The organism is uncultured Moraxella sp., assembly GCF_945873075.1.
In the GTDB taxonomy this organism is placed as follows: Bacteria; Pseudomonadota; Gammaproteobacteria; order Pseudomonadales; family Moraxellaceae; genus Moraxella.
The window spans coordinates 14,297-29,222 of record NZ_CAMCBS010000016.1; the positions used below are offsets into that span (position 1 = coordinate 14,297).

Here is a 14,926-nt window from a genome sequence, read left to right on the forward strand (position 1 = left end):
ATAATGATGCGACCAAATAGTCGCTCGACCCTGATTTTATCCCATTGAATAATACGCACGGTCCAAAACAGTGGTATGAATTTTATCCGATTTTGCAGTTTTTGAACACGCATGACCTTGATGATGATACTTATTATGGCTTTTTGTCACCGAAGTTTTTTGAAAAAACAGGCGTGCTTGGCAAGGATTTGCATCAGTTGATTCAACACCATGCCATCGATGCAAATGGTAATAGTGTGGATGTGTTTTTGTCATCGGTAGGGCATGGTGCACTTGCCTACCATCAAAATTTATTTTATCAAGGCGATCAAGCACACTCTGGACTTTTGGCGTTATCACAGCAAGTTTTGGATCGATTGAATGTTAATATTAATTTAACAAATTTGGTAACAACCAATTACAGCTCTGCATTTTGCAATTATATTGTTGCCAAAAAATCCTATTGGCAGGCATGGCATCAGTTGGCGAATGGGTTTTATCGCTTAGTCGAAGAAGATGAAACTGAGTTTGGGCAGGCTTTGCGAGCCATGACAGACTATGATGGCAATCAAGCGGCGATGCGTACTTTTATCCAAGAACGCTTTGTTGAAGTGATTTTGGCGATGAGTCCGTTTCGGACGATGCCATTTGGTCGAGAATTAACATTATTTCAAGCTGAGTCTCGCTCAGTGCTGGCGCTTTGCCATTTATTTAAAGTCAAATACCAAAACTCAAGCGATCCAACTGATTTGATAGTTTATCAGCGGTTGCGTGAACTGGTTTCATTCACAGCATCGTGATTACACTGCCAAAAAACAGCTTGTCATAAAAATTATCCATATTTGGCATAAAATCATCATCAAACGGTTGAAAATTCGCCAAATACTCGTTATTATTTTATGCTTTGTCAAGCTTATGAGTTTGCATAGGTATTGATGGATTTTGGGTGCATGGATTTTCCTTGAAGTCTTCCTTTTTAATTCATGCATAATATTGATTTTGCTTATCTTTTTAGGCATAAAGGAGGATTTATCATGACTCAACCGAATGTTTTGATTATTGGTGCTGGCGGTGTGGCGCAGGTCGTGGCGCACAAATGTGCGATGGCAAATGATGTGTTTGGCGAAATTCATATCGCATCACGCACCAAAGAAAAATGCGATACCATTGCAACGAGCGTCGCCGAAAAGGGCAGTTTTAAGCGGGATGCGGTATTGCACACGCACGCACTGGATGCACTAGATAGCGATGCGGTGGCGCAGCTTATCCGTGATGCAGACATCCAAATCGTCATCAATGTCGGCTCACCATTTGTCAATATGAGCGTGATGGATGCGTGTATCCAGACGGGTACGCATTATCTGGATACGGCGATTTATGAAGATCCGACCAAGATTTGCGAAGCGCCACCGTGGTATGAGAACTACGAATGGAAAAAGCGTGATGCCTTTAAACAAGCAGGGGCGACAGCGATCTTAGGTGTGGGCTTTGACCCGGGTGTGGTGAATGCTTATGCTCGTTTGGGTGTTGAGTATTTTGATACAGATACTGTAACAGATATTGATATTATTGATATCAATGCAGGCAGTCATGGTAAGTATTTTGCCACCAATTTTGACCCTGAGATTAATTTTCGGGAATTTACCGGCGTCGTTTATTCTTGGCAAAATCGTGCTTGGCAGACCAATCAGATGTTTGAAGTCAAGCGTACCGATGACCTACCTGTAGTCGGCGTCCAAAACAGCTACCTATCAGGGCATGATGAGCTGCATTCATTGCACAAGAACCTAAATGTGCCAAATATCCGTTTTTGGATGGGCTTTGGCGAGCATTATATGAATGTCTTTGGCGTGCTAAAAAACTTAGGCCTATTATCAGAGCAACCTGTCAAAACCGCCGAAGGGCTTGAAGTTGTGCCATTAAAAGTGGTCAAAGCTGTACTGCCTGATCCATCGAGCCTTGCGCCAAATTATAAGGGCAAAACCTGTATCGGCAACAAGGTCAAAGGCAAAAAAGACGGCGTGGATGGCGAGATTTTTATTTATAACATCGCCGATCACGAAGAAGCGTATAGCGAAGTTGGTAGTCAGGGTATCTCTTATACCGCAGGCGTGCCACCGGTTGCAGCGGCGATTTTGATTGCCACTGGTGAGTGGAATGTCGGCACGATGGTCAATGTCGAAGAGCTTGACGCTCGCCCATTTATCAATCTACTAAACCAAATGGGCCTGCCAACTCGTATCATGGATAAAGATGGCGATCGCTTGCTAGAATTTGCCGTATAATCGGTGAAATCCTAGGATGAATCAAACACGCACTTGGGGCAACTTAAGTGCGTTTGTCATCTTTAACCCACTTTTTATGCTATAATAAAAATAATTCATCATACAAAATTCATCTAATAAAAAGGCACGCCATGCGTATTCGCAAACTGTTTAAATTCGAAAATGCTCACATCGTCCGTAACTGCTCATCGGATCGCTGCAAACGCTCCATTCATGGGCATAGCTATCAAGTCGAGCTGATTTTAGAAGCGCATCGATTGGATCATGGGCAGATGGTCTATGATTTTGGGTTATTAAAGGGTAATATCAAAGACATCATCGACAGCTTTGATCATGCCATCACTTTTTGGGATAAAGATGATCCAAGCTATATTGAGGCTTGCAAAGACTTTAGCGCACGCTGGGTGAGCCTACCTGTCTCGCCGTCGGCTGAGCAGTTTAGCCGTGTGATTTTCTTTTGGGTCAATGAAATTTTAAAACAAACCCAAATGCAAAATGGCGAAGCGGATGTTTCGGTGTATTCGGTCATCGTCCATGAGACGGCGACGGGCTATGCGCAGTGCTTTGCCGAAGATATCGTCAATGAACAAATGGGCAAGCTTGAGCTGGCTGACTTTGAATTTAGCGAGCAAGTGAGAGCCGAGTGGAGCGACCCGCAGATGTATGATAAGCTTGTGCGTGGCGAGAAGTTTTATAATCCACAAGTCAGCCTTCAGGTCAAATAACCATGCAGCGCATTTTAGCAAACGAAGCAGATACCCAAAAGCTTGCCGATGAGCTTGCGATGATGGACATCGCAGGCAGTGTGTGGCTGTCGGGGGATTTGGGCGCAGGCAAGACAACCTTGACACGCTATTGGCTACAGGCGCTAGGGCATACCGGTGCGGTCAAAAGCCCGACTTATACGCTCGTTGAGCCTTATCAACTCATGACCAAAGCAGGTGTCAAGCCTGTCTATCATGCGGATTTATACCGTCTTAATGACCCTGAAGAGCTTGATTTTATTGGGTTTTTTGAATATTTTGATGAGCCTAACAGCCTTGTCATCATCGAGTGGGCGAGCCGTGCAGATAGCATCTTGCCGCCGCCTGATGTCACCATCCATCTGACACGACTTGATGATGACACACGCCAAGTGACCATCACCGACCATCGCAATCAACACAAGGGCGCATGATGGTGCAGTCTGCTTTACCGCCTTATCAGATGCTAAGCCCTAATAGCGTCGTCTGTCTGATGTCGCCGACTGCCAGTGGTAAGACGGATTTGGCATTTGAACTATATCAGACAGGGCGATTTGAGCTGATATCGGTGGATAGTGCGCTGATTTATCAAGGTATGGACATCGGCACCGCCAAGCCGACCGCTGATGAGCTTGCCAAATTTCCCCATCATCTGGTGGATATCATCGCACCGACCGAGACTTATAGCGTGGCGAATTTTGTGGCGGATGTGGAGCGACTGATTGATGAGATTCATCAGCGTGGCAAGATTCCGCTACTGGTCGGTGGGACGATGATGTACTACATGGCACTGTTTGATGGCATTTCTAGCGTACCAGAAACCGACCAGTCGGTTCGTGAAAAGGTGAGTCAGTGGCTAAATGATGAAGGCATCGACGCGCTTTATGCTTATCTACAAACGCACGACCCCATCATCTGCCAAAAGCTAAAGCCATCTGACACCCAGCGCATCACCCGTGCGCTCGAAGTGCTACTACAAACCGGTAAGCCAATGAGCCATTGGCAAAATACCCCAAAAGTAGCTCTAAGCCACGACCCAAAATGGCACTGGCACGGCATCATCGTCACCCCTGATCGTGCATGGCTGCATGAGCGTATCGGTCGCAGACTGGATATCATGTGGGCGGATGGCTTTGTGGATGAAGTGATTGCGCTGATTAATAAGTATCCGACGCTGGATGCGGATATGCCATCGATGCGCTGTGTCGGTTATCGTCAGGTGTTTGAGCATCTGTGTCGTATTCGCCACGAGTGCGTGGTCAATCACCCGACGATACATCAGTATTATCAATCAAATTTTGCAAAATTGACAGATGAACAAATCATCGCTGAAATTTCAGCCAATTTTCCAAAAAAATCGACAAAAACCCCGATTAACTTATGGGATTTATCTTGTCAAGATATGAAAAATAAGGCATTATATGCAACAAGGCAATTAGCAAAACGCCAATACACTTGGCTAAAACAACTTGCCTTGATGGATAATCCAACTATAACCAATGTTACAATAGCTTCATTTGATAGCATAGAACAAGTACAAAAGCAATTCTTGCAATCGCACCAACTGTAGGCACAGCCTTTTGCATTGCATGAGCTATTTTATGTGGAGAGTCGTATGTCAAAAGGACAAACCTTGCAAGACCCATTTTTGAACGCTTTGCGTAAAGACCGTATTCCTGTTTCGATTTTTTTGGTCAATGGCATCAAGCTACAAGGTCAAATCGAATCATTTGACCAATATGTCGTATTGCTAAAAAATACCGTTAGCCAAATGGTGTATAAGCACGCCATTTCAACCGTCGTACCAACACGCAACCCACGCACCGAAGGGGGTTCTGCACCGGTATCGGGTGGTTATCAAGGGGGTAATATTGGTGTGATGACCAGCGGTACTTATCAAGGCGGCGGCTTTGAACGCCAAGGCTTTGAGCGTAGCGGTATGGGTTATCAAGGCGGTAGTCGTCCACAAGGTGGCTTTACTCGTACACCGCAGTCAGGCTTTGAACGCCAAGGCTTTGAGCGTAGCGGTATGGGTTATCAAGGCGGTATGGGTGGTATGCAATCAGGCTTTGAGCGTACACCATCAGCAGGCATGGGCTTTGAACGCCAAGGCTTTGACCGTCAAGGCTTTGAAGAGCGTGGCTTTGATGGTAAGTCATTTGAAAATAATGACACACGCAGTTTTAATCGTCAAGGCTTTGATGCCAAAGCGGACGCCAAATTTGACGATGAAGATTACGAAAGCTGATAAACGCTGACTTGTAATCGCTGACTTGATTGTCACACGGTTTTACATTAACTTGCAAATGGATTCAAAAATCTGTTTGCAAGTTTTTTTTTGATTTTTGAGCAAATGTAAAATTTGGTTATCAGGACGAAAATTTGCCAAAATAGCCATCAATCTACACGCAAAATATGCTATCATACAGTTTTTAATTGAATGAATATCAAGCAATTATGACAGATACAGCCCCTGTGATGACGGATTTTATCCAAGATGGTATCAATGCCATTCGCACCGAACAAAAAGCCCTAGATTTATTGATTGGCGAGCTGGATGAGCGATTTACCCAAGCTTGCCAAGTGATTTTGGCGTGCTCAGGTCGTGTGGTGGTGACAGGTATGGGTAAGTCAGGCCATATCGGGCGTAAGATTGCGGCGACTTTTGCATCCACGGGGACGCCGGCGTTTTTTATGCATCCGGGGGAAGCGGGGCATGGTGATTTGGGGATGCTTGTTAAGGGGGATGTGCTGATTGCCATCTCAAACTCGGGCGAGTCTGACGAAATCCGTATGCTACTGCCTGTCGTCAAACAGCTTGGCATTCCGCTCATCAGCATCAGCCGTGATAAGCGGGGCGTATTGCCAAAGTCGGCGGATATTGCTTTGACGCTGGGTCGTTCTGAAGAAGCCTGTCCGCTTGGACTTGCGCCGACATCAAGTACAACGGCGACTTTGGCGCTCGGCGATGCGCTTGCGGTGGCACTGCTGCACGCGCGCGGCTTTACCAGTAATGATTTTGCCTTGTCGCATCCTGCTGGCGCTTTAGGTCGCAAATTATTGACTCGTGTCCAAGATGTGATGCATACAGAAAATCTGCCTATTATCAAAGATACAGCGAGTCTCAATGATACCTTGCTAGTGATGACAGGTGGTCGCCTAGGTCTTGCGGTCGTTGTCGATGACGCGGATAAAGTGGTGGGGATTTTTACCGATGGCGATTTACGCCGTAAGCTTGCGCAAAATACCGATTTGTCCGCACAAATTGGACAGCTGATGACTAAGTCACCAAAAAGCACCACGAGCCAAATGCGTGCATCTGATGCGCTGACTGTGATGAACGAAAATGCCATCAGCCAACTGCTCGTGCTAGATAATGAACGACTGATTGGCGTGATTAGTATTCATGATTTGCTAAAAGCAGGGGTAAGCTAAATGATGCAATTAACCGATTCTATCAAACAAAAAGCCGAAAAGATTAAGCTGTTTGCCATGGATGTCGATGGTATTTTATCCGATGGCAAGATTATTTATAATTCGTATGATGTTGAAACCAAAGCATTTTTTGTGCAAGATGGTGTCGGCATCAAGGCGCTACAATCTTTTGGCATTGAGATTGCTATCATCACAGGTCGCACATCGCCGATGGTTGAGCGTCGTGCTCGTGAGCTTGGTATCACACACCTAATTCAAGGGCGTGATGATAAATTTACCGCACTGCAAGCTTTGGCGGATACGCTGGGGTTGTCGCTAGAAGAATGTGCTTATATGGGTGATGATCTGCCTGATTTGAAGGCAGTGCATGAAGCAGGGCTTGGTATCAGCGTGCCAAATGGCTGCCGCGAGACGCAAGCGGTGGCTGATATTGTCACTGACAGGGCTGGCGGTAATGGGGCGGTGCGTGAAGTGTGTGACTTGATTTTGCACGCACAAGGTCATTACGATGCCTTTATTGCGCAATTCAAATAGGTAGTTGTCATGAATTTCCGTATATTGGCAGTGCTTGGCGTTGTGGCGATCGCCGTTGCCACTTGGTTTTATTACAAAGCTGAATCCGAGATCAAGCCTGCCATTCCTGATGCGCCAACCGCCACAAGCTATGAAGTAAGCAAGATCGAAGCGGTGCAAACCAATCCTGAGACAGGCGAAACTGAATACACAGTCGTGGCAGACTCGCTGGTACAAAATGCCAATGGTGAAGATGAATTGGTCAAGGCGACCATCAACTGGCAACCGCCACAAGGTGAAAAATACACACTGACCGCAGAGCGTGCCACCCTTGACCAAAATAGCGGTGAGCTCAATCTCAAGCAGGGCTTTCGCATGGCACGTGCTGCGACAACAGATAAGGCCGAAATGGTGATTGTGGGTAATTCACTGACGGGCAATACCAAATCACGAGTGCTACAAAGTGCTGAGCCATTGACCGTCACGCAAGGTACTGATAGCTTTAAGGCGCAAGGGTTTCAGGCTAATCTCGACACAGGTGAGTACGAATTTCATAAGATTGAAGTGCAATTTAATGCACCAAAACGCCAAGATAAACCATTATTCTAATTATTGATTTCAAAGGTTAATTATGCTTAACAAATTGAATTTTGCCAAATCTGCATTTTTGGCGTGTTTGGTCGCAGCGCCGATGATTGCATCAGCATTGCCATCGGATGCCAATCAGCCGATTCGTCTGCTTGCTGACCGTGCTACCTATAGCGAGCGTACGGGCGTGACGACTTATTCGGGCAGTGTGACGATTGAGCAGGGTACGCTAAAAATTGCGGCGGATAATTTGACAGTTAATCTGAACACCAACAACCGCAGTATCAATTCGGCAGTAGCGACAGGTCGTCCTGCAACGATGCAACAAATCATTACCCAAGAAAAAGGCTTGGCAAAAGGTCAGGCGAATCGCATTGATTATGATGCGGTATCGGGCATTGTGACTTTGACGGGTAATGCTAAGCTTACGCAAGCTGGTTCGAGCTTTTCGGGCAATGTCATCCGCTATAGCCTAAAAGATGGTGATGTCGAAGCGAACGGCGGTGGCGGTAAGCGTGTTGAACTGATTTTCCCACCAAATACCGACACTAATCAACGTGGCCTGCGTTAATCGGCAAGAGAGATAGGCATGACGACATTAAGTATGCGCCATCTGGGTAAACGCTATGGACAGCGCTGGGTGGTCAAAGATGTGTCTTTTGAGATTGAGCAAGGGCAGGTTGTTGGGATTTTGGGTCCGAATGGTGCAGGCAAGACCACAAGTTTCTACATGGTCATCGGGCTTGTACCGATGGACAAAGGGCAGGTGATGCTTGGTAGCAAAGACATCTCAAAAAAAGCCATGCATGAGCGAGCGGCACAGGGTATCGGCTATCTACCCCAAGAAGCGTCGATTTTTCGTAAATTGACTATCGAACAAAATATCATGGCGATTTTGCAAACTCGCAAGGATTTGTCAAAGTCGCAACAAACCGCCGAGCTTGAGAAATTGATGGGTGAGTTTCATCTTGAGCATGTGCGTCATTCACTTGGTATGAGTGTGTCAGGCGGTGAGCGCCGTCGCTGTGAGATTGCACGATGCCTAGCATCTAATCCGAAGTTTATCTTGTTGGATGAGCCATTTGCTGGCGTTGATCCGATTTCGGTGGGTGACATCATGGAAGTGATTACTGCGCTTAAGCAGCGTGGCATTGGCGTACTGATTACCGATCATAATGTGCGTGAAACGCTATCCATTTGCCAAAAGGCGTATATCGTCTCTGAAGGCACAATCATCGCCGAAGGCGATCGAGATGCAATCTTAAGCAATGAATTGGTGCGTCAGGTGTATCTGGGTAAGGATTTTGTGGTGTGAGATGATTTGATATCAATTAAAGCAGAGAGTAGTCTCTGCTTTTTTATGGAATTTCAAAAAAATCCCCAAGAAATCTCTTGGGGACTGCTTAATAAAAGCCTTAGGCTAAATTATGATGCTTTGACATCAGCCATGAGCTTGGCGTTGTGTGCTTTTAGTGCTTCAGGCATACGCTCGCCAAGTTTGTCAAATAGCTCAGCGTGGCTTTCAAGCTCCTTGATCCATAGATCTTTGTCTTGACTAGTCACAAGCTCAAACTGCGCTTTGCTAAAGTCAGACTGATCCCAGTTGATGTCATCATAGGTTGGTACTAGACCAATCGGTGTCTGAACTGCATTGGCAGTGCCTTCACAGCGTTCGATAATCCACTGCAATACACGCATATTTTGACCAAAGCCCGGCCATACAAAGTCGCCATTTTCATCACGACGGAACCAGTTTACTTTGAACATTTTTGGTAGGCTGTTGCCAGCAGCGGCAGCTTTTGCACCGATGCTTTCGCCCATTTCTAGCCAGTGGCTGAAGTAGTCTGCCATGTTGTAGCCTGCAAATGGTAGCATGGCAAATGGGTCACGACGGACAACGCCTTGTGCGCCAGTTGCAGCAGCAGTAGTTTCAGAGCCCATTGTTGCTGCCTTGTACACGCCATCCACCCAGTCAAAGGCTTCAGACACCAGTGGCACGGTGTCTGCACGACGACCGCCAAAGATAAAGGCAGAGATAGGCACGCCTTCAGGATTTTCCCATTGTGGGTCGATTGATGGGCATTGCGCTGCTGATACAGTAAAGCGAGCATTGGCGTGTGCTGCACGCTCCTCGCCTGTGTGTGGCTCACGCTTCCAGTTAGTTAGGTTGGCAGGGGTTTCTTTGGTTTTGCCTTCCCACCATACTTCACCATCTTCGGTCACAGCGACATTGGTATAGATAACATCAGACACTAGGGTGCTCATACAGTTTGAGTTGGTCTTGGTGTTCGTACCAGGAGCGACGCCAAAGAAACCTGCTTCAGGGTTGATGGCGTATAGTTTGCCGTCTGCTGATGGCTTGATCCAAGCGATGTCATCACCGACAGTTTCCACTTTCCAGCCTTCGTAGCCCGCAGGCGGGATAAGCATTGCAAAGTTGGTCTTACCACACGCTGATGGGAATGCAGCGGCGATGTAGTGTTTTTTACCTTCTGGGCTAGTTACGCCTAGGATTAGCATATGTTCAGCTAGCCAACCTTGTTCACGACCCATTGCTGATGCGATGCGTAGCGCTAGGCATTTTTTGCCAAGTAGGGCGTTGCCACCATAACCTGAGCCATATGACCAGATTTCACGAGTCTCTGGATAGTGGACGATGTATTTGTCATCATTGCATGGCCAAGCGACATCTTGTTCGCCTGCTGCTAGTGGCTTGCCTACCGAGTGTACACAAGGAACAAATTCACCATCAGTGCCTAGCACATCATAAACAGCCTTGCCCATGCGAGCCATCTTACGCATACTAACAACCACATAAGGCGAGTCAGTAATCTCGATACCGATATGAGCGATGTGACTACCTAGTGGACCCATGCTAAATGGCACGACATACATCGTGCGACCTGCCATACAGCCATCAAATAGCTTGTTTAGCTTGGCACGCATGGCTGCTGGCTCTTCCCAGTTGTTGGTTGCACCAGCGTCAATTTCTTTTTCAGAACAGATAAAGGTGCGATCTTCGACACGAGCAACATCTGATGGATCAGAGAATGCTAGGTATGAATTTGGGTGTTTTTCGTCGTTGAGCTTAACCATAGTGCCATTGGCGATCATCAGGTCAAGTAGGCGCTGATTTTCTTCATCCGAGCCATCGCACCATTCGATGTTGGCAGGCTTGGTTAGTGCAGCGATTTGGGCAACCCAGTCAATTAGGGCTTGGTGACGGACAAATTCTGGAGCAGTAATTGTTGCAGTCATGTTGAATCTCATTTTAGAAATTAAACGCACAATGACAAGCTTGGCTCATCATCGGCAAATCTTGACAAGCCTGCTAAAGTGTAACAAAACAATGCAGACCTGCGACAAAGCGATATTAAAGCACAAATTGCCAAAAATAGTAAGTATTATTGTATAAAAAAATGGTAGTATTTTGTAAACATATAAGCCTAGCACGCCTTTTAGATCAAGGCTTTACAGGTTTTGTTTGGCTTTGATGGGATTGTGATTAATTTTATGAATGACAGTATTTAAAAAATAAAAAACTGCACCCAAGCGGATGCAGTTTTGATGGTAGATGGCAAATTATGCAGATGCCATCAAGCTTGCGTTACCACCAGCAGCAGTGGTGTTGTAGCTTTGGCTGACTTCGTGATATAGACGAGTGAAGTCAAGACCGTTTGTGGCATCAATCACACGGCGGATGCTACCATCTAGACCTGCTAGGCGAACTTGTTCGTCGCTTGGCATGGCTGATAGAGCGACCACGATGTCGTTGTTGTCAGCGATTGGCTGTTCGACGACTTCTAGGATACCCTTGAGCTCGCTGGCTGATGCTGCTAGCTCATGCGATGGACAAACTTGTGCACGAGTACCGTTCGCTGCCAACACTGCCAATGCTGCCAAAGTTTGAGCCTTGTTGCCACCGTAGATGCTGACAACTTTTGGTGCGTGCCATGATAGGGTGTTGGTTTCACCAGTTGGGCCTGCCAGTACGCTGTTAGCATGGTGTAGCGAAGTTTGGCGAGCTAGGTCAGCTTGGGCTTTGACCACAGCTTGTTCTTCAGCAGATAGCTGTTTTGCAGCTACGGCAAGCACGGTATTGATGGCTTGTTCATTCACGCTAGCAGCTTTGTCTAGTGCTGGAGTGTCCCAACGCTCAAGCTTGCTTAGGCGTTGTAGGTAGAATGGGCCACCTGCTTTTGGACCTGTACCACTCATTGCATGACCGCCGAATGGCTGTACGCCAACGACCGCACCGACGATGTTACGGTTGATGTAGACATTACCTGCTTCGATGCGATCAGTGATGTGCTCGATGGTGCTGTCGATACGGCTGTGGATACCGTGTGTCAGTGCATAGCCTTTTTTGTTGATATTATCAATCAAATCATCCAATTCATGCGCTGCAAAGCGAACAACGTGTAGCACTGGACCGAACACTTCTTTTTTGAGTTGTGATAGGTCTTTTAGCTCAAACATGATTGGTGCAACAAAGGTAGAATTTGGTGCATCTGACTTGATTGCTACTTCATGATATGGGGCGATTTGTTTTAGGTTGTTGATGTGGTTCAACAGATTTTCTTGTGCTTCAGCATCAATCACAGGGCCGACATCGGTCGCAAGTGCTGATGGGTTATTGACCACAAGCTCATCCATTGCGCCTTTGATCATCTCGACCATATGATCGGCGATGTCTTCTTGGACACATAGGATGCGTAGTGCTGAACAGCGCTGACCTGCTGAGTCAAAGGCAGATGCAAGCACATCTAGGCACACTTGCTCAGGTAGTGCAGTACTATCAACAATCATGGCGTTCATACCGCCAGTTTCGGCGATCAGTACTGGATTGTCAGTGCGTGCTGCTAGTAGCTTGTTGATACGCTTAGCAACATCAGTTGAACCTGTGAAAATCACGCCATCAATGCGGTTATCCGAAGTCAATGCTGCACCAACATCGCCTGCACCAAGTACTAGCTGTAGTACATTAGTAGGGACGCCCGCTTCATGTAGCCATGAGACAGCAAGGTGTGCGATTAGGCTGGTTTGTTCAGCAGGTTTGGCAACAACAGTATTGCCCGCTGCCAAAGCTGAAACCACTTCACCGACAAAGATTGCCAATGGGAAGTTCCAAGGGCTAATCGCAACCACAGTACCCACTGGGCTAGATAGGTTTAGACGCTCGGTTTCATCGGCATAATAACGGCAGAAGTCGATGGCTTCACGCACTTCGGCGATTGAGTTAAGCAAAGTCTTACCTGCTTCACGCACAGCGATCATCATCAGTAGTGCCATGCGTGATGGCTCTTCCATCATGTCAGCAAAACGGCGTAGCATCGCAGCACGCTCAGCCGCTGATACGGCTTGCCATGCGCTTTGGGCGTTGATTGATGCGGTAATGACATCAGCGACGCTATCGGCTTTGACAAATGACACTTGACCAACCATATCACGATGGTCAGCAGGGTTTAGCACAGCGTGTGGTGCTTGATGGCTGACAGCGACACTGGTCAATGAAGCCACATCAAATTCAATCTGTGATGCTGCTTGCATATTGGCTTGTAGCGTTGCAAGTACGTGCTCGTTTGATAGGTCAAGACCAAATGAGTTGTTACGCTCACCATAGATATGGCGTGGTGGCGGAGTCAGTGGGTTTGGCGTGATGCCAGTGGCATTGACCACATCCACTGGTGATTCGATAAGTTCATCGATGCTGACATCTTCGTCCACGATACGGTTCACAAATGATGAGTTTGCACCGTTTTCAAGTAGGCGACGAACCAAATAAGCAAGCAAAGTCTTATGTGTGCCTACTGGGGCATAGATACGCACACGACGACCTAGATTCTTTTCACCAACAACTTGGTCGTATAGGGTTTCGCCCATACCGTGTAGGCACTGGAATTCAAAGTCTTTATCTTTACCCATTTCATAGATGGTCGATAGGCTTTGGGCGTTGTGCGTGGCAAATTGTGGGAAAATCGCATCTTGGGCGGCCAATAGTTTTTTGGCACACGCGAGATATGACACATCGGTATGTACTTTGCGGGTATAAACAGGGTAGCCGTCTAGACCATCGACTTGTGCCCATTTGATTTCGCTGTCCCAATATGCACCTTTGACCAGACGAATCATCAGTTTTTGGTTATTGCGACGAGCTAGGTCGATTAGAAAATCAATCACATAAGGGCAGCGTTTTTGGTAAGCTTGTACCACAAAGCCGATACCGTTAAAGCCTGCCAAATCAGGGTCAGAAACTAGTTGTTCCATCAAATCAAGCGACAGCTCTAGGCGGTTGGCTTCTTCGGCGTCGATATTTAGGCCGATATTGTATTCTTTGGCAAGCATATAAAGTGCTTTTAGGCGTGGTAGTAGCTCGGTCATTACACGCTCATGCTGCGCACGGAAATAGCGTGGGTGAATCGCTGATAGCTTGACTGAAATACCGTTGCCATCATACACGCCACGACCATTGGCATCTTTACCGATGGCATGGATAGCGGTCACATAGTCTTGATAGTAGCGGTCAGCATCTTCTTGGGTCATGGCTGCTTCGCCCAGCATATCAAAGCTGAAACGATAGCCAAGCTTTTCACGCTCTTTACCATTGGCAAGCGCTTCTTCGATGGTTTGACCAGTAACGAACTGCTTGCCAAGAATTTTCATCGCATGATTGACGCCGGCACGGATAAATGGCGCACCACCTTTTTGTAGTACACGAGTCAGCGCTGAGCCTAGACCACCTGAAGTTGGCTGAGTCAGTTTACCGGTTAGTACCAAGCCCCAAGCAGCGGCATTAACGAACATCGATGGGCTGTTACCCACATGGCTCTTCCAGTCGCCATCAGCCAGCTTGTCTTGGATTAGGCGGTCACGAGTCGCAGTATCAGGAATACGCAGTAGCGACTCTGCCAAGCACATCAACGCCACACCTTCTTCACTAGATAGTGAAAATTCTTGCATCAAAGCATCCACGCCTGATGACTTACTGCGGTCAGCACGCACCTGTGAAATCAGACGGCGAGCCAGTGTTTGAATTTGGTTTTTTTCTTCCGCATTGAAATTCAGTGTTGAAATCAAATTCTGAACAGCTTGAACTTCATCAAGGCGATAGGCGCTGGTGATGGCATCGCGAAGGGCGGTTTGGGGCTGAGTGAACTGAAACATGGTGTATCCTTAAAATAACACGAGATAGGTTGCATGAATGATACAAATGCAACAAAAATAAAACAACCCATTATATCACTGAAATGAACAATAATCCAAGAAAATTGCTATGAAGTAGCATAATATTTCTTTGTTTGATAAAAAATAATGGTTATAAATGACTTTTGGCGACAAAAGCACATAATTTCAGTAGCAAAACCAATAATATCATGAATTTGG

At 46.7% G+C, this 14,926-nt stretch carries 13 protein-coding genes; 11 read left to right on the plus strand and 2 right to left on the minus strand.

Annotation, left to right across the window (positions count from 1 at the left end; genetic code table 11):
- Positions 1-44 precede the first annotated feature (44 nt).
- The 11 genes from Q0N89_RS06655 to lptB all read left to right on the plus strand — a co-directional run bounded on the left by Q0N89_RS06655 (position 45) and on the right by lptB (position 8,858).
- A complete protein-coding gene (locus tag Q0N89_RS06655) occupies positions 45-779 on the plus strand; it encodes a hypothetical protein (protein ID WP_294034660.1) in 735 nt (244 codons plus the stop codon).
- 234 nt (positions 780-1,013) lie between these two features.
- Positions 1,014-2,264 (plus strand): saccharopine dehydrogenase family protein, encoded by a 1,251-nt coding sequence (locus tag Q0N89_RS06660; protein ID WP_294034662.1) that lies wholly within the window; start codon positions 1,014-1,016, stop codon positions 2,262-2,264.
- Between the two features lie 131 nt (positions 2,265-2,395).
- Positions 2,396-2,989, plus strand: coding sequence for a 6-carboxytetrahydropterin synthase (locus Q0N89_RS06665; protein ID WP_294034664.1), 594 nt, complete (start codon positions 2,396-2,398; stop codon positions 2,987-2,989).
- Between the two features lie 2 nt (positions 2,990-2,991).
- A complete protein-coding gene (tsaE, locus tag Q0N89_RS06670; protein WP_294034667.1) occupies positions 2,992-3,441 on the plus strand; it encodes a tRNA (adenosine(37)-N6)-threonylcarbamoyltransferase complex ATPase subunit type 1 TsaE in 450 nt (149 codons plus the stop codon).
- Positions 3,441-4,577 carry a tRNA (adenosine(37)-N6)-dimethylallyltransferase MiaA gene (miaA, locus tag Q0N89_RS06675; protein WP_294034669.1) on the plus strand — a complete coding sequence of 379 codons (1,137 nt, stop codon included), beginning with the start codon at positions 3,441-3,443 and terminating at the stop codon, positions 4,575-4,577. Before tsaE ends, miaA begins: the two co-directional genes overlap by 1 nt.
- 45 nt (positions 4,578-4,622) lie before the next feature.
- Entirely contained in the window at positions 4,623-5,255 is a 633-nt protein-coding gene (hfq, locus tag Q0N89_RS06680) for an RNA chaperone Hfq (RefSeq protein WP_294034671.1), read from the plus strand.
- A gap of 209 nt (positions 5,256-5,464) precedes the next feature.
- Entirely contained in the window at positions 5,465-6,442 is a 978-nt protein-coding gene (locus Q0N89_RS06685; protein WP_294034673.1) for a KpsF/GutQ family sugar-phosphate isomerase, read from the plus strand.
- On the plus strand, positions 6,443-6,976 hold the full coding sequence (locus tag Q0N89_RS06690; protein ID WP_294034675.1) for an HAD family hydrolase: 534 nt from the start codon (positions 6,443-6,445) through the stop codon (positions 6,974-6,976). It abuts the gene before it with no gap.
- Positions 6,977-6,985: 9 nt separating this feature from the next.
- Positions 6,986-7,564: an LPS export ABC transporter periplasmic protein LptC gene (gene lptC, locus Q0N89_RS06695; protein ID WP_294034677.1), complete on the plus strand. Its 579-nt coding sequence runs from the start codon at positions 6,986-6,988 to the stop codon at positions 7,562-7,564.
- A 22-nt stretch (positions 7,565-7,586) separates the two neighbouring features.
- On the plus strand, positions 7,587-8,114 hold the full coding sequence (lptA, locus tag Q0N89_RS06700) for a lipopolysaccharide transport periplasmic protein LptA (RefSeq protein WP_294034679.1): 528 nt from the start codon (positions 7,587-7,589) through the stop codon (positions 8,112-8,114).
- An 18-nt stretch (positions 8,115-8,132) separates the two neighbouring features.
- The gene (lptB, locus tag Q0N89_RS06705) at positions 8,133-8,858 is read left to right on the plus strand and encodes an LPS export ABC transporter ATP-binding protein (RefSeq protein ID WP_078253040.1); all 726 of its coding nucleotides are present in this window, start codon (positions 8,133-8,135) and stop codon (positions 8,856-8,858) included.
- Between the two features lie 110 nt (positions 8,859-8,968).
- On the opposite strand, the gene Q0N89_RS06710 is transcribed toward lptB, so the two are convergent.
- Positions 8,969-10,801, minus strand: coding sequence for a phosphoenolpyruvate carboxykinase (GTP) (locus Q0N89_RS06710; RefSeq protein ID WP_294034682.1), 1,833 nt, complete (start codon positions 10,799-10,801; stop codon positions 8,969-8,971).
- Between the two features lie 324 nt (positions 10,802-11,125).
- A complete protein-coding gene (gene putA / locus Q0N89_RS06715) occupies positions 11,126-14,707 on the minus strand; it encodes a bifunctional proline dehydrogenase/L-glutamate gamma-semialdehyde dehydrogenase PutA (protein WP_294034684.1) in 3,582 nt (1,193 codons plus the stop codon).
- Between the last annotated feature and the right edge of the window lie 219 nt (positions 14,708-14,926).